The 19761-nt window shown below is 72.3% G+C and carries 13 protein-coding genes; 8 read left to right on the top strand and 5 right to left on the bottom strand.

Annotation, left to right across the window (positions count from 1 at the left end):
* Nucleotides 1-34: 34 nt before the first annotated feature.
* From ACFY0F_RS35180 to ACFY0F_RS35170, 3 genes are all read left to right on the top strand, one after another.
* Complete coding sequence (locus ACFY0F_RS35180; RefSeq protein WP_388803814.1) at nt 35-1663, top strand: glycosyltransferase; 1629 nt, start codon at nt 35-37, stop codon at nt 1661-1663.
* 62 nt (nt 1664-1725) lie between these two features.
* Nucleotides 1726-2718, top strand: a complete 993-nt coding sequence (gene galE / locus ACFY0F_RS35175; protein ID WP_388803811.1) for a UDP-glucose 4-epimerase GalE — start codon at nt 1726-1728, stop codon at nt 2716-2718.
* A gap of 85 nt (nt 2719-2803) precedes the next feature.
* The gene (locus ACFY0F_RS35170; protein ID WP_388803808.1) at nt 2804-3763 is read left to right on the top strand and encodes an ADP-ribosylglycohydrolase family protein; all 960 of its coding nucleotides are present in this window, start codon (nt 2804-2806) and stop codon (nt 3761-3763) included.
* Between the two features lie 42 nt (nt 3764-3805).
* On the opposite strand, the gene ACFY0F_RS35165 is transcribed toward ACFY0F_RS35170, so the two are convergent.
* Entirely contained in the window at nt 3806-4432 is a 627-nt protein-coding gene (locus ACFY0F_RS35165) for a TetR/AcrR family transcriptional regulator (RefSeq protein ID WP_388803805.1), read from the bottom strand.
* A gap of 192 nt (nt 4433-4624) precedes the next feature.
* Between ACFY0F_RS35165 and ACFY0F_RS35160 the strand changes: the two genes are divergently transcribed.
* The 4 genes from ACFY0F_RS35160 (at nt 4625) to ACFY0F_RS35145 (ending at nt 10322) form a co-directional block, all read left to right on the top strand.
* Nucleotides 4625-5539 carry an ABC transporter permease gene (locus tag ACFY0F_RS35160; protein WP_388803802.1) on the top strand — a complete coding sequence of 305 codons (915 nt, stop codon included), beginning with the start codon at nt 4625-4627 and terminating at the stop codon, nt 5537-5539.
* A 4-nt stretch (nt 5540-5543) separates the two neighbouring features.
* Nucleotides 5544-6374 carry an ABC transporter ATP-binding protein gene (locus ACFY0F_RS35155; RefSeq protein WP_388804028.1) on the top strand — a complete coding sequence of 277 codons (831 nt, stop codon included), beginning with the start codon at nt 5544-5546 and terminating at the stop codon, nt 6372-6374.
* Between the two features lie 109 nt (nt 6375-6483).
* On the top strand, nt 6484-8679 hold the full coding sequence (locus ACFY0F_RS35150; protein WP_388803799.1) for a CDP-glycerol glycerophosphotransferase family protein: 2196 nt from the start codon (nt 6484-6486) through the stop codon (nt 8677-8679).
* Entirely contained in the window at nt 8676-10322 is a 1647-nt protein-coding gene (locus tag ACFY0F_RS35145) for a glycosyltransferase family 2 protein (RefSeq protein WP_388803796.1), read from the top strand. The genes ACFY0F_RS35150 and ACFY0F_RS35145 overlap by 4 nt, the downstream gene beginning before the upstream one ends.
* 69 nt (nt 10323-10391) lie before the next feature.
* On the opposite strand, the gene ACFY0F_RS35140 is transcribed toward ACFY0F_RS35145, so the two are convergent.
* From ACFY0F_RS35140 to ACFY0F_RS35125, 4 genes are all read right to left on the bottom strand, one after another.
* Complete coding sequence (locus tag ACFY0F_RS35140; RefSeq protein ID WP_388804025.1) at nt 10392-11795, bottom strand: hypothetical protein; 1404 nt, start codon at nt 11793-11795, stop codon at nt 10392-10394.
* 159 nt (nt 11796-11954) lie between these two features.
* Nucleotides 11955-16910: an NAD-glutamate dehydrogenase gene (locus ACFY0F_RS35135; RefSeq protein WP_388803793.1), complete on the bottom strand. Its 4956-nt coding sequence runs from the start codon at nt 16908-16910 to the stop codon at nt 11955-11957.
* Between the two features lie 618 nt (nt 16911-17528).
* Nucleotides 17529-18209, bottom strand: coding sequence for an HAD family hydrolase (locus ACFY0F_RS35130; RefSeq protein WP_388803790.1), 681 nt, complete (start codon nt 18207-18209; stop codon nt 17529-17531).
* Nucleotides 18210-18265: 56 nt separating this feature from the next.
* Complete coding sequence (locus ACFY0F_RS35125; RefSeq protein WP_388803787.1) at nt 18266-18778, bottom strand: DUF6912 family protein; 513 nt, start codon at nt 18776-18778, stop codon at nt 18266-18268.
* A gap of 302 nt (nt 18779-19080) precedes the next feature.
* On the opposite strand from ACFY0F_RS35125, the gene ACFY0F_RS35120 reads away from it, so the two are divergent.
* The gene (locus ACFY0F_RS35120; RefSeq protein ID WP_388803784.1) at nt 19081-19587 is read left to right on the top strand and encodes an Rv3235 family protein; all 507 of its coding nucleotides are present in this window, start codon (nt 19081-19083) and stop codon (nt 19585-19587) included.
* Nucleotides 19588-19761 lie beyond the last annotated feature (174 nt).

The raw sequence follows: 19761 nt of genomic DNA, 5'->3' as shown, positions 1-19761 counted from the left end.
CCGTTATATGACCGCTATGCATGCTCTGCGCGCTATGCACCAGAATGCCCCTCAGTCTCCGCATGTCGGTGTGGTCGTCATCGGGTACAACGACGCCGCCCATGTGAGGGACGCGGTGCGTTCCGCGCTGGCTCAGGGACCGGCCGTCCGGGAGGTGCTGGCCGTCGACGACTGCTCGACGGACGGCAGCGTGGCGGCCCTGGACCGGCTGGCCGCCGGCGAGCCGCGGCTGAGGGTGCTGCGCCGCCCGGTCAACAGCGGCGGGTGCGGCAGTCCGCGCAACACGGGGCTGGACGCGGTGACGGCGCCGTACGTGATGTTCCTCGACAGCGACGACGTGCTGCCGCCCGGCGCGGTGGACGCGCTGCTCACGGCGGCGACGGCGGCCCGCGCGGAGGTCGCGTCCGGACTGTGCGTGCGCCGGGAGCTGCCCTCGGGGCTCGAACAGCCGTGGCAGGCGCCGCTGTACCAGGCCCACGCCGTCCTCGCGCACCCCTCCCGGCTCCCCCGCCTGGTCCACGACACCCTCTGCGTCAACAAGCTCTACCGCACCGGTTTCCTGCGGGAGCACGGCATCCGTTTCCCCGAGGGCCGCTTCCTCTACGAGGATTTCGTCTTCACCGCGCGCGTGCTGGCCGCCGGACCGCGCATCGCCCTGGTGCCGGATCCGGTGTACGTCTGGCACGTGCGCCGCTCGGCCGGCCGGCTGTCGCTCTCCCTCGACCGGGCCGGCATCGACAACTGGCGGGCACGGACGCGGGCGTGCGCCCTGGTGTACGACATCCTGCTGGAAGCGGGGCAGAAGGCGCCGGCCCGGGAGGCCCGTGCCAAGTTCCTCGACCACGAGCTGCGCATGTACGTACGCGAGCTTCCGGACCGGGACGCGCAGTACCGGCGTGCGTGGTGGGCGCACACGCGCGCGTACCTCGCCGGATACGACGCAGCCGACTGGGAGCTCAACCCGACGGCACCCGGTCGGCTGATCGCACGGGTCGTCCTGGAGTCCCCCGAACCCCGTGACCTGCCCCGCCTCAGGGAGCTCGCCGCCCGCCCGGCCCGTCTGCTCCCGCCCTACGCCCGCACCCCGGACGGCACCCCGGTCTGGGCCGGCGACCTCCCGCAGGTCGCCCTCACCCCCTTCCTCACCCGCCCGCTCCCGTCGCTGCCGCTGGCCGTCGACGCGGAACTGCGCCCCGGCGCGCGGGCGACGGGCCTGCGGCTGCGATGGCGGCTGCGGCTGCGGCTGCGGCTGCACGACCTGTACGGCCGGGTGGCGCGCGCCGACCCGGAGGCGGTGGACGTGGAGTGGCGGCGACGGGAGGACGGGCACCCGGACCGGCGCCGTACGTCCGTGTTCGCACCGGCGGGTGACGGCGTGTCCTGGACCACGGAGGCGTCCGTCGACCCGGGAGCGCTCGGCGAGGGCACGTGGGACCTGCGGCTGCACGTCCGCTTCGCCGACGGCGCGCAGCGCGAGGTGACGGCGCATGCCGTCGCGGGCGCCGGTCTCCTGCGCCCACGCGCCCTGCCGAGCGTCCGGCACGGCGTGCTGCTGGTGCGCCCGTACGCCACACGCTCCGGCGCGCTGGCACTGCGCGTGGCCACGGGGGCACGAGGAGTCGGCAAGCTTGTCCGCGGACGGCTGCACCGCCTGCTTCACTGAGAGCCGGCGCCGGCAGCCGACCGACGCACCACCGCGGCCACGGAACGAGGAGACGACCTCACATGACCTGGTTGATCACCGGCGGCGCCGGCTACATCGGGGCGCACGTCGTGCGGGCGATGGCCGAGGCGGGGGAACGGGCCGTCGTCTACGACGACCTGTCCACCGGCATCGCCGACCGCGTCCCGCACGGGGTGCCGCTGGTGGTGGGCTCCACGCTGGACGCCGGCCTGCTGGCGCACACGCTCGCCGAGCACTCCGTCACCGGGGTCGTCCACCTCGCGGCCAAGAAGCAGGTGGGCGAGTCGGTGGACCGCCCGCTGCACTACTACCGGGAGAACGTGGAGGGCCTGCGCGTCCTGCTGGAGGCGGTGACGGCGGCGGGCGTCCTGTCCTTCGTGTTCTCCTCCTCGGCGGCCGTCTACGGCGCGCCGGACACCTCGGGCCCCGGGGACCTGGTGACGGAGGAGACGCCGTGCGTGCCCATGTCCCCGTACGGCGAGACCAAGCTGGCCGGCGAGTGGCTGGTGCGGGCGACCGGCCGGGCCACGGGCCTGTCCACGGCGTCGCTGCGCTACTTCAACGTGGCGGGCGCGGCCGCCCCCGAGCTGGCGGACACGGGCGCCTTCAACCTCATCCCCATGGTCTTCGAGAAGCTCACGCAGAACACCTCGCCGCGGATCTTCGGCGACGACTACCCGACCCCGGACGGCACCTGCGTCCGCGACTACATCCACGTGGTGGACCTGGCCGAGGCGCACGTGGCCACCGCCCGCGCCCTGCAGTCCTCCCCCGGCGCCCACCTGACCTTCAACATCGGCCGCGGGGAGGGCGTCTCGGTGCGCGAGATGATCGACCGCATCAACGCGATCACCGGCTACGACCACCCCCCGACGATCGCCCCACGCCGCCCCGGCGACCCCGCGCGCGTGGTCGCCTCCGCCGACCGCATCGCCGCGGAACTCGGCTGGCAGGCCAAACACGACGTCGAGGACATGATCACCTCGGCCTGGGAGGGCTGGGTACACCTGCATCCGCGGTCGGCACGTTCCTGATCCGCGAGTCGCACGTTGCACGTCGCAGCGTTCCGAGTCGCACGTTCCTGAGCCCGGGGTGCCCGGGCGCCCTTACGCTGCCCGGGTGACCGATCCCCACCGCGCCGAGCGCGCCGTCGGCTCCGTCGTCGGCTCCGCCGTCGGCGACGCCCTGGGCGCGCCCTTCGAGTTCGGGCCCGAGGGGGCCTTCTCCGCGCGCTTCCCGCGGGCCGGGCAGGGCGGCGAGATGTGCGGGGGCGGCGGCTGGGACCCCGGCGAGGCGACCGACGACACGCAGATGGCCGTGCTGACCGCCGAGTCGCTGCTGGAGCGCGGCGGGCTGGATCCGCCGGACTTGTTCCGGCGGTTCCGGCGGTGGGCCGCCGCCGACCCCAAGGACATCGGCCTGCAGACCGAGGCGGTGCTCGGCAGCGGCGATCCGTGGGATCTCGCGGCGGCGCTGCACTTCCAGAGCAGTCAGCGGGCCGCCGGGAACGGGGCGCTGATGCGGGCGTCGCCCTCCGCCGTGCGCTTCGCCGCCCTGGGGCGGCGGGTGACGATGGACGCCGCCCGCCGTCTGTCCGCGCTCACGCACGGGGATCGCGCGGCCTGGGAGGGCACGGCCGTCTTCCACGAACTGGTGCGGGCCGCCCTGGACGGGGGCGACCCCCTCGACGCCGTGCCCCAGGCGCTGCGGGCCGTCCATCCCGATCACCGGGAGCGGTACTCGGTCGTCCTCGCGGCCGACTGGCACCCGGATCTGGCCACCGAGTTCAACGGGGCGGTCTGGCCCTGTCTGGGCTCCGCCGTCTGGGCGCTGCGCACCACCTCCTCGTACGAGGACGCGGTACGCGCGGCCGTCGACCTGGGCGGCGACACCGACACCGTGGCGGCCGTCACCGGCGGGCTCGCCGGAGCCGTGTACGGCATCGGGGCGGTTCCGGCCCGGTGGAGCGAGGCGCTGCACGTGCCGCTGCCCGGGTTCGGGCGGGTGCTGCGAGCGGCGGAGCTGGCCGGGCTGGCGGGCAGGCTGCTGGAGGCCGCCGACGCGGAGGCGGACGGGTGAGGTCCGGAGCCGGGCACGGCAGCGGCACCGTACCGGAAGGGCTCAGAGCGCCTTGAGGGCCGCGGTGGTCGCCTTGGCCAGGGCGGACAGGTAGTCCTTGGGCAGCTTCGGGCTGCGGATCACCACCGAGCGCCAGTACAGGGGGCCCGAGATCAGGTCGAGGGCCAGTTCGTCGTCGGCGGCCACGCGGAGCTCGCCACGCTGCCCGGCCGCTGCGATGATCTTGCTGGCGACGCCCTCCTGTCCGTCCCGCAGGGCCTTCTGCATGGCCTCGGCGATCTCGGGGTTGCGGGCCGCCTCGGCCTGGAGGTCGGGGATGATCTGCGAGGCGACCGGGTGGCGCAGCGCGCGGGAGGTCAGTTCGTACAGCAGTCGCAGGTCGCCCTCCAGGGAGCCGGTGTCCGGCACGGGCAGGCCCATCACGGCGAGCGCCGAGACGACGTCGAGGACGAGGTGCAGCTTGGAGCGCCAGCGGCGGTAGACGGCGGTCTTGCCGACTCCGGCGCGGCGCGCGATGCCCTCGATGGACATGCGCGCGTAGCCGCTGGCCGCGAGTTCCTCGAAGACAGCCGCCCGGATCGCCTCGGTCACGTCCTCCCGCAGTACGGCCGCCCCGGCAGGGGTCCTGCGGCGCGGACGCGTCTGGGGCTCGTCGGCGTTCGTCGTCATACGGCCCAGCATAGGCCGTTGCGACGAAACGGTTGCGTTGCGACGTCGATTGGCCCTACTCTCACGTTGCGACGATACGGTCCCGTCCCGACGTAAGAAAACGTGAAGAGAAGCGTAAGGAAACGCCGGGCGACGCGACCCCGGCGGCAGCCCGCGCAGACCCCCCTCTCCCCCCGAGTGAAAGCAGCGGATGTGAGCCAGGTTCTCCACACACCGCCCCCGACCGAGGTCCCGGCCGACGACGACCTCGCGGCCCTGGCCGCCCGGCACGGCCTCACGGTCAGCGGCGCCCGCCCCTCCCTGCCCGAGTACGTCCGCCAGCTCTGGGCGCGGCGGCACTTCATCAGTGCCTTCGCCACCGCCAAGCTCACCGCCCAGTACAGCCAGGCGAAGCTCGGCCAGGTCTGGCAGGTCATGACCCCGCTGCTCAACGCGGCGGTCTACTACTTCATCTTCGGCGTGCTGCTGGGCACCAAGCACGGCGTACCGGACTACATCCCGTTCCTGGTCACGGGCGTGTTCATCTGGACGTTCACCCAGAGCTCCATCATGGCGGGCACCCGCGCCATCTCCGGCAACCTCGGCCTCGTCCGGGCGCTGCACTTCCCGCGGGCCGCGCTGCCGATCTCCTTCTGCCTCCAGCAGCTCCAGCAGCTGCTGTTCTCGATGGCCGCGCTGGTCGTCATCCTGCTCTGCTTCGGCGTCCCGGTCTCCGCGTCCTGGCTGCTGGCGGTCCCGGCGCTGGTCCTGCAGTTCACGTTCAACGCCGGCGTGTCGATGATCATGGCCCGGATGGGTGCGAAGACCCCGGACATCGCACAGCTGATGCCGTTCGTGCTGCGCACCTGGATGTACGTCTCCGGCGTGATGTGGAGCATCGACAAGCTCACCAAGAAGGACCACCTGCCGCACATCGTGACGGTCGCCCTGGAGACCAACCCGGCCGCCGTCTACATCGACCTCATGCGCTACGCGCTGATCGACAGCTTCCACTCCAGCCAGCTCCCCCCACACGTGTGGCCGGCGGCGGCCGGCTGGGCCCTGCTCGCCGGGGTCGGCGGCTTCATCTACTTCTGGAAGGCTGAGGAGACGTACGGCCGTGGCTGACACCATGAACGACACCCGCATCCCCACCGTCGTCGCCGACGGCGTCGACATCGTCTACCGGGTCAACGGCACCGGCGCTGGACGCGGCACGGCCACCGCCGCCCTGAACCGCATGCTGCGCCGCAAGCAGACCGAGAAGGCGGCGGGCGTGCGCCGGGTGCACGCGGTCAAGAAGGTCTCGTTCGTCGCCTACAAGGGTGAGGCGATCGGGCTCATCGGCACCAACGGCTCCGGCAAGTCGACCCTCCTGAAGGCGGTGGCCGGTCTGCTCCCGGTGGAGAACGGCCAGATCTACACCAATGGCCAGCCGTCCCTGCTCGGCGTCAACGCGGCCCTGATGAGCGACCTGACGGGAGAGCGCAACGTCTACCTCGGCGGTCTCGCCATGGGCATGTCCCGGGAGGAGATCAAGGAGCGCTACGAGGACATCGTCGAGTTCTCCGGCATCAACGAGAAGGGCGACTTCATCACCCTCCCGATGCGCACCTACTCCTCCGGCATGGCCGCCCGCCTGCGCTTCTCCATCGCCGCGGCCAAGGACCACGACGTCCTGCTGATCGACGAGGCACTGGCCACCGGCGACCGTTCCTTCCAGAAGCGCTCCGAGGAACGCATCCGCGAACTGCGCCGGCACGCGGGCACGGTGTTCCTGGTCAGCCACAACAACAAGTCGATCCGCGACACCTGCGAGCGGGTGCTGTGGCTGGAGCGCGGCGAACTGCGCATGGACGGGCCGACGGAGGAGGTCATGGCGGAGTACGAGGCCTTCACCGGTGACAAGGGCCCGAAGGCCGCACCGCAGAAGCCCGAGCCGAAGCCTCTGCAGACCGCCTGACCGGAACTCCCCCGGCCGGCGCAACCGGCCCCGCGCCTTTCATCCCGTTGGTGGCACTATGAGCTGATAGGCGCGACCCGGTGACGACGAGGTGAAGGAGTTGCCCGCGATGCCCGAGCTCAGCGTCATCGTCTACGGGCCGAACACCCAGGGACACCTGACCGGACTCCTCGACTCCCTCGACGCCCACCCGCTCCCGGACGCCGAGGTGATCGTGGCCGCGGTCGGCGACTGGGCCCGGGAGACCGCCCAGGCCCATTCCCCGGAGACGGTGGTGCTGCCCCTGCCGGCCGGAACGGGCGACGCGGCGGCCCGGACGGCGGGCGCCGCACGGGCCACCGGGCGCTGGCTGCACTTCGTCCACGCCAAGGACGGCCTGCCGGCCGGCGCCCCCCGCATGGTCGCCGAGCGCGCCGCCGAACTGTCCGACGAGGTCGACGTCCTGCTCTTCGACCACGTCACCAGCACCTGGGAGACCTCCGGCAGGCCCTCCGGCGCCGGCCGCCTGCTGGCCCGGGCGGGCCGCGCCGAACTCCCCCTGGACGAGGCCCCCCACCTGTTGCGCCTGCCCCCGCTGCTCGGCAACCGAGCGCTGCGCGCCGGCTTCTGGCAGGCCCACCAGGAGCGGCTCGCCACCGACGACGAGCCGCGCGCGGCGTACACGGCACTGCTGCACGCCGGCCGGATCGCCTGCCTGAACCAGGTGGCGTACGAGGACCGCCTGCTGCGCCCCGAGAGCCTCCCGCCCGTCGCCCCCGAGGACCGCTACGGCTTCGTCGACCGCTACGAGACGCTGCTCCCCCTGGTCAAGGACCGCCCCGCCACGCGCGCGGTCCTCTACGACCTCATGGTCCGCGACCTGCTGCGCACCTTCGCCCGGGAGGATCTGCCGGAGCCGGTGGCCCGGGAGTTCTTCCGCCGGGCCTCCCTGGCGGCCGTCCGCTGGCGCCCTGCCGACCACCGCCGCCCGGCCGGCCTGGAGGGCGTGCGCCGCGCCCTGCTCGAGGAGGGCGCCTACACCCGTTACCGCGCCTTCCAGGCCGCCAACCGCACCCGCCGCGCGGCGAAGGCGGCCGTGGGAACCCGCAAACGGCAGCTCGGCACCAAGCTGCGCGACCAGCAGTACCGCCGCGCGCTGGGCCGGCCCGTCGACCCCGGTCTCGCGGTCTTCGCCGCCTACTGGGACCGGGGGGTCGCCTGCAACCCGGCGGCGATCGCCGCCAAGCTCGGTGAACTCGCCCCGCACATACACCCGGTGTGGGTGGTGACCAGGGAGAACGTGCCGCTCCTGCCGCCCGGCACCGACCACGTCGTCCCCGGCACCCGCCGCTACTGGGAGGTGCTGGCCACCGCCAAGTACCTCACCAACAACGTCAACTTCCCGAACGCGGTGGTCAAGCGCCCTGACGCGATCCACCTCCAGACGCACCACGGCACCCCGCTCAAACGCATGGGCCTGGACCAGATGCGACACCCGGCCGCCGCCCAGGGCATGGACTTCGCCGCCCTGCTGGCCCGCGTCGACAAGTGGGACTACAGCGTCTCCGCCAACAGCCACTCCACCCGCATGTGGGAGCGCGCCTACCCGTCCCGCTACACATCCCTGGACTACGGCTATCCGCGCAACGACGTCTACTACCGCTGCGACGCCCGCGGCGTGCGCGCCGTCCGCGAACGCCTCGGCATCGCGCCCGGCCGGCGGGCCGTCCTGTACGCCCCCACCCACCGCGACTACGAGGCCGGGTGGACTCCCCGGCTCGACCTGGCGGCCCTGGCCGATCGCCTCGGCGAGGACACCGTCCTGCTGGTGCGCGCCCACTACTTCTACGGCGGCGCGGCCTCCCCCCTGGCCGGTCTGCGCCGCGCGGGAAGGGTCGTCGACGTCTCGGCGTACGACCCGGTCGAGGAGCTGTGCCTGGCGGCGGACGCCCTGGTCACCGACTACTCGTCCATCATGTTCGACTACGCCAACCTCGACCGCCCGATCGTGGTCTACGCCGACGACTGGGAGACGTACGCGACGACCCGCGGCGTCTACTTCGACCTGATGGCCGAACCCCCGGGCCAGGTGGCCCGCACCCAGGAGGAACTGGCGGAGATCCTCACCACCGGCGCCTGGCGGGACGAGGGCGCGGCGAAGGCGCGGGCCGCCTTCCGGCGGCGCTTTTGCGAGTACGACGACGGGCGCGCCGCCGAGCGGGTCGTACGGCGGGTCTTCCTCGGCGAGAGCGAGGAGTCGCTGCCCCCTGTGATCCCCGTGGAGGAGCGCACACCGGCGCCCCGTCCGGAGGAGGCCGACGCATGACCCCCGACGTCACCGTCACCGTGATCGTCCACAACGACGCGGCCCGCCTGCCCCGGGCGGTCGCCTCGCTGCGGCGGCAGACCCACCGCGACATCGAGATCATCATCAGCGACGACCACTCGACGGACGACACCCCGGCCGTGGCACGGAGGCTGGCGGCCTGCGACCCCCGCATCCGCCACCTCCGGCTGCCGGAGAACAGCGGTGGCTGCAGCGCCCCGCGCAACCGGGCCCTGGAGATCGCCCAAGCGCCGTACCTGATGTTCCTGGACAGCGACGACGAACTGCCCGAGAACGCCGTCGAGCTCCTGCTGTCCGCCCACCGGGAGCGGGAGATCGACTTCGCGATGGGCGCGGTACGGCGGATACGGGTGGACAACGGTCACCTCTCGACCTGGATGCCGCACCTGGTGGCCGAGCGCCGCACGGTGAACGGCATCGAGTCGGAACCCCGGCTGCTGTTCGAGCACCTGTCGACCAGCAAGATGTACGCCCGCTCCTTCCTCGACCGCCACGACCTGCGGTTCCCCGAGGGCATCCACTACGAGGACCAACTGTTCACCGCGCAGGCGTACTGCCTGGCGAAGTCGTTCACGGTCATCCCCGAGCCGGTCTACCACTGGTACGTGGAGCCGCACGCGGCCGCCGACTCGGCGTCGATCTCCAACCAGCGCCACCGACTCGGCAACGTCCGCGACCGGATCCACGTCCAGCGCCTGATCGACGGGTTCCTGAGGGAGAGCGGGCACGAGTCGCTGCGGGAGGACAAGGACTACAAGTTCCTCAAGCACGACTTCCGCATGTACGCCGGAGACCTGCCCTACCGCGACGACGCGTGGCTGGCGTCCTTCGCCGACATCGTCACCCCGTACCTCGACACCCTCGCGCCCGGCGCGTACGCCCGGCTGCCCCGCCCGGAACGGGTCGTCCTGCAGCTCGTCCGGGACCGCCGGCTGCCCGAGGCACGGGAGGCGGCACGAGGTCTGGGACACGCGGTCGCACCGAAGCAGGTGACCCCCGCGCCCGAGGGCGACGCCACGTACTGGGGCGACCGCGTCCCCGGGACCGTCCGGGCCCGCCGTGAACTGGACGTGACCGACCTCGAACTGGACGCGCGCCCCTTCCACAGCGCCCTGTTCCGCCACGAGATCACGGAGCTCACCCCCGGCCCCGGCACCTCACTCGACCTGGGCATCCGCACCTACGACCCGGGGCTGCGGCTCCCCGTCGGCCCCCAGCGCGCCGCCCTCCTCCTCACCCCGGGCCGCCGCCGCGTCACGGTCCCCTTCCGTCTGACCCCCGCCCGCCCCGGGGTCTACGAGGGCCGGGTCCACCTCGACCTGACCGCGGCATCGCTCCCCCTGCACGGTTTCGAGGGCATCCGGCACCCGGTCCTGCGCATCACCCAGCAGGACTTCGCCCACACGGGCATGCTCCTCGCCCCCATCGGCTTCCCCTCCCTCTCCTACCGGGTCGACCGGCACCGGCTGACGGTGGAACCGGAACCCCACAACCCGGGCCGCCTGCAGGTGCGGTGGGAGCCGACGGGGGTGACCGCGAGTGTCGTGCGGCCGGTCGTGCGACGGATGGCGCGGCCCCGGATCCGGAGGGCGGCGCGGTTGGTGGCGAGCGTTCTGCGGTGACCCAAGCCCTGCGGTGGCTCAGGCCCTGCGGTGGCTCAGGCCCTGCGGTGACTCAGGCCCTGCGGTGGCTCAAGAGCCGGCCACCCGGTACAGCACCTGCCCGTCCGGTCCCCGGGCCACCGCCCGCAGCCCCGGGCCGGCCCCCGCGCTCCCCCGGTCCACCACCCACCGCACCCCGTACTCCCGCAGGATCCCGCGCCGCACGTCCCCCGCGGTGCCCGCCGCGAAGTAGCGCCGCACGGCGGCCTCCCTGCGCCCCGCGTCCGTGAGGAACACATCGGGGTACCCGGGCGCCACGGTGTACGCCCCGTACGCCGGGATCTGCCGCGCCGGTCTCGTCCGGGCCATCACCACGTCGCCGTACCTGACCCACGGGGTGACCCACCGGTACCCCGCCCACGGCGCCCGGTACCGCACCGCGACCACCTCCGGCAGGGCCCCGCGCCGAACGACGTACCCGATCGTCCCCACCTGCGTCCACGCCCCGACGGCCAGCGCGGCGCCCAGCACACACGCCCACACCATCCGCCGCCGCCCGCCCCGCACCGCCTCCAGCGCGGCCGCGAGCTGCGCCGGGATCAGCGCGGCCGGCAGCACCCGCCCCCACGAGTAGTGGCCGCTCACTCCGCCCGCGGTGAACACCACCGCACCCAGCACGAAGAAGATCACCAGCGGATCCCACCGGTCGCGCCGAAACCGCAGCCCCAGCGCCACCACGCCGACCAGCACCAGCCCGAACCGGCCGAGCAGATGCCCGTACAGCGGCCGGTGGATCGCCTCCAGATCCGCCCCGGCGGAGAACAGCGAGAAGAAGTCGTAGTAGGGCCAGAGCCAGAGCACCACCAGGCCGAGCAGCGCCCCCATGCCCAGCCGCACGAGGACCGCCCGCCCGGGCCGTGCCGCGATCACCGTCGCCAACGCGCCCAGTGACGCGACGACACCGGTGAACTGGTGGCACAGCAGGATCGACGCCCACAGCGCTCCGAGCCCCGGCCACACCCCCCACCCGGTCCTGCTACCGGCGCGCAGCGCCCTCGTGAGCCAGGCCCAGAAGTGGAAGGTGAGACCGAGCGCGAAGACGCTCGGGTACGACACCGTCAGCGCCAGCGAGTTCAGCCCGAGGAACCCGCTCCACTCGAACAGACGCGGCCCCCACAGCAGGAGCAGGCACAGCAGCGCCACCGCCGGTGCGGCCCGCGCGGCGCTGAGCGTCCGGACGTACCGCCACACCCCGCTGACCAGCAGGCCGAGACCGACGACCGCGGCGAGGCGCAGCACCACGAACACCGACAGCCCGGTGACCCGGGCGAGGCAGCCGAGCAGCAGCATCCACGGGGAGTAGTACGGGCTCGGCGTGTCCGCGTCGACCAGTGGGTTGCCGGGGTGCAGCAGGCTGTGCCGCAGGCGCTGGATCGTCGCCGCGTGCATCCCGAGGTCGCCCACCCAGGGAAGGCGGACGATCACCAGGAGCATCAGGAGCAGGACGAGCGCGGCGGCGGCCTGCGGAAAGGCTCTGCCGGGCAGGGCGACGCTCGTCCGACGAAAACTCACATTCCGGACTCTATCCAAGTGGGGCACCCCCCGAGCCGTGCGGCTCGGGGGGTGCCTGCGTCGCCCGGTGAGGAGGGCGACCTAGGAATGCGTGCGCAGCAGGGTGCGCATCGTCCGCATCGCCACCGACAGGTTGGCGAGGTCGAAGGTCTCCGAGCTGCGGATCTCCTCCAGGGTGGTGCGCGCCCGGCCCAGGATCGCCGCGTTCTTCGCCTCCCAGGCGTTGAAGCGCTGCTCGGGGGTCGAGGTGCCGTTGCCGACGGCCAGGACGTCCGCGGTGAGGGCCGAATGGGCCGCGTACAGGTCCTCACGGATGGACGCGCGGGCCATCGACTGCCAGCGGTCGTGGCGGGGCAGCTCGATGATGCGGTCCATGAGCTGGGTGATGTGCAGCCGGTCGGCGAGGTCGTAGTAGACCTCGGCGACGTCCAGCGGCTCCTTGCCCATGCGGTCGGCCACCGAGACGATGTCGAGCGTCGGGAAGGCCGAGGAGAACCCGGCGACCCGGGTGGCCAGCTCGTCCGGGACACCGGCGCCGGCCAGCTCGTCGTACACGTGCTGGTACCACTCCAGGTCGGCGCCGCGCAGCAGCTTGGGCAGCTGCTGCCAGACCTGCTCCACCCGTTCGGCGAAGAACTCGACGGTCTCGGCGAGCTGCAGCGGCTGCGGCCGGTTGTTCAGCAGCCAGCGCGTGCCACGCTCGACCAGGCGGCGCGAGTGCAGCCGGATGCGGGTCTGGACGTCGGCGTCGACCTTGTTGTCGAGCGCCTCGACCGCGTCCCACACCGGCGCCGAGCAGAAGATCGTACGGGCCGCGGTCTGCGCCCGGACGATCTCCTCCAGGGAGGCGCCGGTCTCCTCGCGCAGACGGTGCAGATAGGTCGTTCCGCCCGTGTTGACCGTGTCGTTGACCAGGACCGTCGTGGTGATCTCCCGGCGCAGCGGGTGGCTGTCGATCCGGTCGGCGAACTGCTCGCGCAGCTCGGTCGGGAAGTAGGCGTGCAGCAGGACCCTCAGGTACGGGTCGTCCGGCAGCGAGGTGTGCAGCAGCTCCTCGGCAACGGTGATCTTCGTGTAGGCCAACAGGACGGCTGTCTCCGGGCTGGTCAGGCCCTGGCCCTGGGCGAGCCGCTCGCGGATCTGGCGGTCGGCGGGCAGGAACTCCAGCGCCCGGTCGAGGTGGCCCTCGCGCACCAGGTGGCGGATGAAGCGCTGCTGGGCGTGGAGCATGTCCTTGGACTGGGCCAGCGCGTTGGCGATCGCCGTGTTCTGCGCGTAGTTGTTGCGCAGGACGAGACGGCCGACCTCGTCGGTCATCTCGGCGAGCAGCTTGTTGCGCTGCTTGACGGTCATGTCGCCGTCGGTGACCAGGCCGTTGAGCAGGATCTTGATGTTCACCTCGTGGTCGGAGGTGTCCACGCCGGCGCTGTTGTCGATCGCGTCCGTGTTGATCTTGCCGCCGTGCATCGCGAACTCGATGCGGCCCAGCTGGGTCAGACCCAGGTTGCCGCCCTCGCCGACGACCTTGACGCGCAGGTCGGCGCCGTCGACGCGGATGGCGTCGTTGGCCTTGTCGCCGACGTCCGTGTTGGACTCGGTGGACGCCTTGACGTACGTGCCGATGCCGCCGTTCCACAGCAGGTCGACCGGGGCCTCGAGGATCGCCTTCATCAGATCGGCCGGGGTCAGCTTGGTGACCTTGCCCTCGATGCCGAGGGCCTCGCGGATGTGTGCGTTGACCGGGATGGCCTTCGCACTGCGCGGGAACACGCCGCCGCCCGCGGACAGCAGGTCGGTGTCGTAGTCGGCCCAGCTGGAGCGGGGCAGCTCGAACAGCCGGCGCCGCTCGGCGTAGGACACGGCCGCGTCGGGGTTCGGGTCGATGAAGATGTGCCGGTGGTCGAAGGCGGCGACCAGGCGGATGTGCTCGCTCAGCAGCATGCCGTTGCCGAACACGTCACCGGACATGTCGCCGATGCCGACGACCGTGAAGTCCTGGCTCTGGGTGTCCACGCCCAGCTCCCGGAAGTGCCGCTTCACGGACTCCCAGGCGCCGCGGGCGGTGATGCCCATGCCCTTGTGGTCGTAGCCCGCGCTGCCGCCGGAGGCGAAGGCGTCGCCGAGCCAGAAGTTGTACGACTCGGCGACCTCGTTGGCGATGTCGGAGAACGTCGCGGTGCCCTTGTCGGCCGCGACCACCAGGTAGGTGTCGTCCCCGTCGTGCCGCACCACGTCCTGCGGCGGCACGACCTCGCCGGCCACCATGTTGTCGGTGATGTCCAGCAGCGCCGAGATGAACGTCTTGTAGCTGGCGATGCCCTCCGCCAGCCAGGCGTCCCGGTCCACGCCCGGGTCCGGCAGCTGCTTGGCGACGAAGCCGCCCTTGGCGCCGACCGGCACGATGACGGTGTTCTTCACCATCTGCGCCTTGACCAGGCCGAGGATCTCGGTACGGAAGTCCTCGCGGCGGTCCGACCAGCGCAGGCCGCCCCGGGCGACCTTGCCGAAGCGCAGGTGCACGCCCTCGACGCGCGGCGAGTACACCCAGATCTCGTACGCCGGGCGCGGCGCCGGCAGGTCGGGGATGGCCTGCGGGTCGAACTTCATGGAGACGTATTCGTGCGGCTTGCCGCCGACCGTCTCCTGGAAGAAGTTGGTGCGCAGCGTCGCCTTGATGACGGTGAGGAAGGAACGCAGGATGCGGTCCTCGTCGAGGCTCGCCACCTGGTCCAGGGCCGCGTCGAGCTCCTCCAGCAGGGCCTCGACGATCTCCAGGCCGGCGCGCTGCCGCTCCGGCGACATCCGCGCCTCGAACAGGGAGACGAGCAGCCGGGTGGTGTGGACGTTGTTGCGGAGGGTGTCCTCCATGTAGTCCTGGCTGAAGGTGGAGCCGGCCTGCCGCAGGTACTTGGCGTACGCGCGCAGCACCATCGCCTGCCGCCAGGTCAGACCGGCGCTGAGCACCAGGGCGTTGAAGCCGTCGTTCTCCGCGTGACCGGTCCAGGTGGCGGCGAAGGCGTCCTGGAAGCGCTCACGGGCGTCGTCGCCCAGCTGCTCCGCGCCGCCGGACGCCTTGGGCTTGGGCATGCGCAAACCGAAGTCGTAGATCCACGCGGTCGTCCGGTCGGTGCACCGCAGTTCGTACGGCCGCTCGTCGGTGACCTCGACGCCGAGCCGGCTCAGCACCGGCAGCACCGCGGACAGGGAGACCGTGCCGCCCTTCTGGTAGATCTTGAAGCGGCGCTCCTCGGGGCCGGCGCCCACCGGCTCGTACAGGCTCAGGGAGAACGTCTTGTCCTCGCTCAGCCGCTCCAGGTGGACGAGGTCGGCGACGGCGGCGCGCGGGCTGTGGTCGGCCTTGTAGCCCTCCGGGAAGGCGTTGTTGTAGCGGCGCAGCACCTCGGCCGCGTACTCCTCGCCGCACTCGGCGGTCAGTGCCTCGGCGAACGCGTCGGTCCAGGACCGGGCGGCCTCCACGAGGCGGGCCTCGATGCGCTCCTTGTCGCTGTCGCTGAGCTGGGGCAGGTCGGTGCCCTGCGGGACACGGACGACGAAGTGCAGCCGGGACAGGATCGACTCGGTGTTCCAGGCCGTGAAGTCGACGCTGGTGCCGCCCAGCTCCTCCTTGAGGATGTCGATGATCCGCAGCCGGACACCGGTGGTGTAGCGGTCGCGGGGCAGGTAGACCAGGGCGGAGTAGTAGCGCCCGTACTCGTCCTGCCGCAGGTAGAGCCTCAGGCGTCGCCGCTCCTGCAGGTACAGCACCGATGTGACGATGGCCTGCAGCTCGGCGGGCGGGGTCTGGAAGAGCTCGTCGCGCGGGTAGGTCTCCATGATCTGGAGCAGGTCGCGGCCGTCGTGGCTGTGCGGCGAGAAACCGGCGCGCTCCAGCACCTCGTCGACCTTGCGCCGGATCACCGGGACCCGGCGGACCGACTCGGTGTAGGCGGCGGAGGAGAACAGGCCGAGGAAGCGACGCTCGCCGACGACGTCGCCGTTCTCGTCGAACTTCTTGACGCCGATGTAGTCCAGGTACGACGGCCGGTGCACGGTGGCCCGGCTGTTGGCCTTGGTGAGCACCAGCAGCTTGTGCTCACGGGCCTTGGCGCGGGCGTCGGCCGGGAGCCGCTCGAAGGAGGGGCTGACGGGGTGCTGCTCGTCGTCGGAGTGGTGCGGGTCCGAGCGCAGTATGCCCAGGCCGGTGCCGGGGACGGCGGCCAGCGAGTCGTCTCCGCGCAGCTGGTACTCGCGGTAGCCGAGGAAGGTGAAGTGGTCGGCGGCCAGCCAGCGCAGCAGCTCGCAGGCCTCCTCGACCTCGGGCGCGGCGAGATCGCCGGGGACGGACTCCTTCGGGAGCTCGTCGGCGATGCGCAGGGCCGCGTCGCGCATCTTCTCCCAGTCCTCGACGGCCTCCCGGACGTCGGACAGCACGCGCAGCAGGTCCGAGGTGATCTGCTTCAGGTCGGCGCGGTCGGTCTCACGGTCGATCTCGACGTGGATCCAGGACTCGACGTGCGCGTCGTGCGGACGCTCGCCGCCGGTGGGCGGAGTGGGCAGCACCTCGATGAGCTTGCCGGTGAGGTCGCGCCGGACGACGAACTGCGGGTGGATGACGACGTGGATGCCGCGCCCCTGCCGGGTCAGCTCATTGGTGACCGAGTCCACGAGGAAGGGCATGTCGTCGGTGACGACCTCGACGACGGTGTGGCTGCAGGTCCACCCGTTCTCCTCGACGGTCGGGGTGTGGACCCGCACGTTGGCCGTGCCCTGAGGTCGGTTCTCGGCCAGGCGGTAGTGCGAGACCGCGGCGCCGAAGACGTCGACCGGGTCGCGGTCGGCGAGGTCCTCGGGGGCGGTGTGGAGGTAGTAGCGCTGGAGGAACGCGAGCGTGGATTCCTGGTCAGGGCTGCCCGGGGTGCCCGGAACGCCCTCGCCCGTGGTCCCAGTCGGTAGGTGCCCCCCGACCGGGCTGTTCTCAGCTACCCGAGCAGCCCTTTCGAGCAGCTCGGCCTTGGCTTCGTCCAGCTTGGTCTGCATTGTCCTCTGGCTCCTGTCGCGCGCCGTTGCGTGACGTAGAAGGAAGTACGGTCCCTTTCCTTCCGGCTCGACGCCACGGCCCGGGGTGTCCGGTCCGATCCGACGCTATGCCGCAAGGGGAGATGAGCGGGGGGTTATCAGCCATTCTCGGCGTGCCCGACGGGTGTGACGCTGCTCTCTGCGACGTCGTGGCCCGGGGGGTGCGCGGTGCCTCGGGGACCCTCGTGCCCCCGTCCCGCCCGCGAAGACCAGCGACCGCCGCCCGGTCACGGACGCGGTCCGTGCTCCCCGGGCGCGGGGCGGAGACACCAGGGCCCCCGCGAACTATCGCGCTGATCACGCCACAAGGCTATCGCTCCCCGAGGGGGGCTCGTCATGAGCCACTCGCGTACAAAACGGGGGGTGGAAGTTTGACGTTCTGCACAGGGGCGGCGAGGAGCGGGGTGGCGTATCCGCGCCGCTGCCCCAGCTGCGGGCAGTCGTGCCTCCCCCAGTGCCTTAAGGGCCTGGGGGGACCCCCAGGGCGGCACGGGTGGGCGCAGCTGCACCTCGTAGCGCCGAGCCGCGCAAGCCCCCCGTCCCAGCCCTGGTCCCGGGCTCAAAGTGATCCCGCGCAGATCAGTTCGCCGAAGCCGCGCAGCGCTCCGCCTCCGCCACGGCCTCCGCCAGCGTGTCGACCACCGGCGCCCCCACCGACTCCAGGCTGGCCCGGCTGTGCGACCCGCCGGTGTACAGAACGGCCCGTGCCCCCACGTACCGCGCCGCCACCGCGTCGTCGGCCGCGTCGCCGATCACCACCGTACGCGCCGGCTCCACCCCGTTGTCGGCCAGCGCCTCGAGATGCCGCACCATGTGCTCGGCCTTGCTGCCACCCGACGGCCCGGTCCGCCCCTCGACCCGTATGAAGTGCGCCTCGATCCCGAACCCCCGCACCAGCGGCACCAGTTCGTCATGCACGTACATGCTCAGCAGCGACTGGCTGCGTCCCGCGGACCGCCAGCCCGCCAGCAGTTCCACGGCCCCCTCGGTCAGCCCGCACCGCACCCGGTGCTCGGCGTAGTACCGGTGGAAGACGCCGTCCATGACCTCCCACTCGGCGTCGCTGGGCAGCCTGCCCAGCAGCCGCTCGTAGAACTTCGGCACCGGCACGCAGTACAGCGCCCGGTACTGCTCCAGCGTGATCGGCGCCAGCCCCAGTTCGCCGAAGGCCGCGTTCGTCGCCCCGATGATCGCCTCGTTGTCGTGGAACAGCGTTCCGTTCCAGTCCCACACGATGTGCGCGCTTGAGTGCATCCCCATGCCTGAAAACGTACCCGCCGCCACTGACAATCAGTGACAATCACGGACGGGCGGGGTCAGCCGAGCCCCACCAGGTTCGGGATCTCCTGCGTCGCGAACCACAGCAGCTCGTGGTCCTCGGCACCGTCCACGACGAACTGCGCGTCGTCGTCCCCGCCGTCCGCCGCCTCCAGCGCCCCGGCCGCCGCGGCCACGTCGTCCTCCGCGTCCTCCGCGTCCACGTGCACCGCGGCCGCCTTCGCCAGCCGCACCTGCCCCGCCAGCCGCACCTCGCCGAGCGCCGCCGGGTCGAGCCCGCGGTCCGGGTCGGCCGTGGCCGCGCCGTCGGGCACGTCGACGGCGACCACGACGCGCCGCCGCGCCGCACCCGGATCCGCCGCCAGCAGCCGGAGCGAGGCCAGCGCGGCCCGGCTCAGCGCCGCGTACTCCAGTTCCTCGATGTCGTCGGAGAGGTACCACTCACGCAGCCCGGGCGTGACGGCGTACGCGACGAGCGGGCCGCTTCCCAGTTCACCCGTCTTGTACGCCTCGGCGAGCCCGGTCAGGGTCAGGGGGACGTAGACGCGCATGCTGGCCGCTCTTTCTGGTCGATGGGCTCCGCTCCAGGAGCGGCCTACAGGATACGCGGGGGAGTCCTCTTTCGAGTTGCCGCCCATGCCGCCCCACACGTCCACCCCACGCCCCCCGGTTCACCCGGGCGCACCCCCTCGGCACCGGGCCCGAACCCCACCCGACCACTCGGATAGGTGAACTTCCCGGCCCCACGACACCGGCCGGACCTTCCTTGCCGTTGCCGTCCCGCGCCCCGTACAAGGTCCCCACCAGCAAGTTACCGCCCGGTACCGGCCGGGCCCGCCGAACGGGGACTCCCATGAACAAGGTCATGACCAGAGCTGCGGCGCAGCACCGCCCGGGCACCCGCCCGCCGAGCCGCCGCGACCCCCGCCGCCCGGGCGGCGCCCCTCCCCGCGACCCGGCCAGGCGGACGGCCGGCGCGCCCCCGGGCGGGGGCCGCACCGCCGCGGCGCCACGCCCGCTCCCCCGCCCCACCGACCTCTTCGCCGACCGTCTCCTCGCCGTGCTGAGCGGCCGGCGCCCCGTCCACTGGATGCTCCGGCACACCGTCGGCCGCGCCTACGACGACCTGGCCCGGCTCGCCGAAGCCGGCCCTCTGCGCACCCGCGGCACCCTTCCCGTCGTCCGTGACATCGGCTACTACGTCCCCCGGCCGGGCGCCGTCGAGGCCTTCGCCCGTATCGGCGCGGGCGACCAGCTGCGCGCCATGGCCTTCCGCCTGGAACAGGGCCCCGACCTCCGCTGGCGCTGCACGGCGGTGGAACTGGACGGTCCGCGCACCCGCCACGCGGACGACGACTGAAGCACCGGGAGGGCAAGCCGAAGGGCCGGGCCCTCAAGGGGACGCTGTTGGTTAATCCCGGCCTTCGCGTGACGTCGGCTCCCCAGACCTTGTTGTGGTCTGGGGAGCCGACGTTGTCGTATGGGGAGGGTGTCGATGTCGATGCAGCCGCGGGAGCCGGGGGAGGTCCCGGTG

The organism is Streptomyces sp. NPDC001544 (assembly GCF_042894285.1).
Classification (GTDB): domain Bacteria; phylum Actinomycetota; class Actinomycetes; order Streptomycetales; family Streptomycetaceae; genus Streptomyces.
This window is presented reverse-complemented; position numbering and strand designations above follow the sequence as displayed.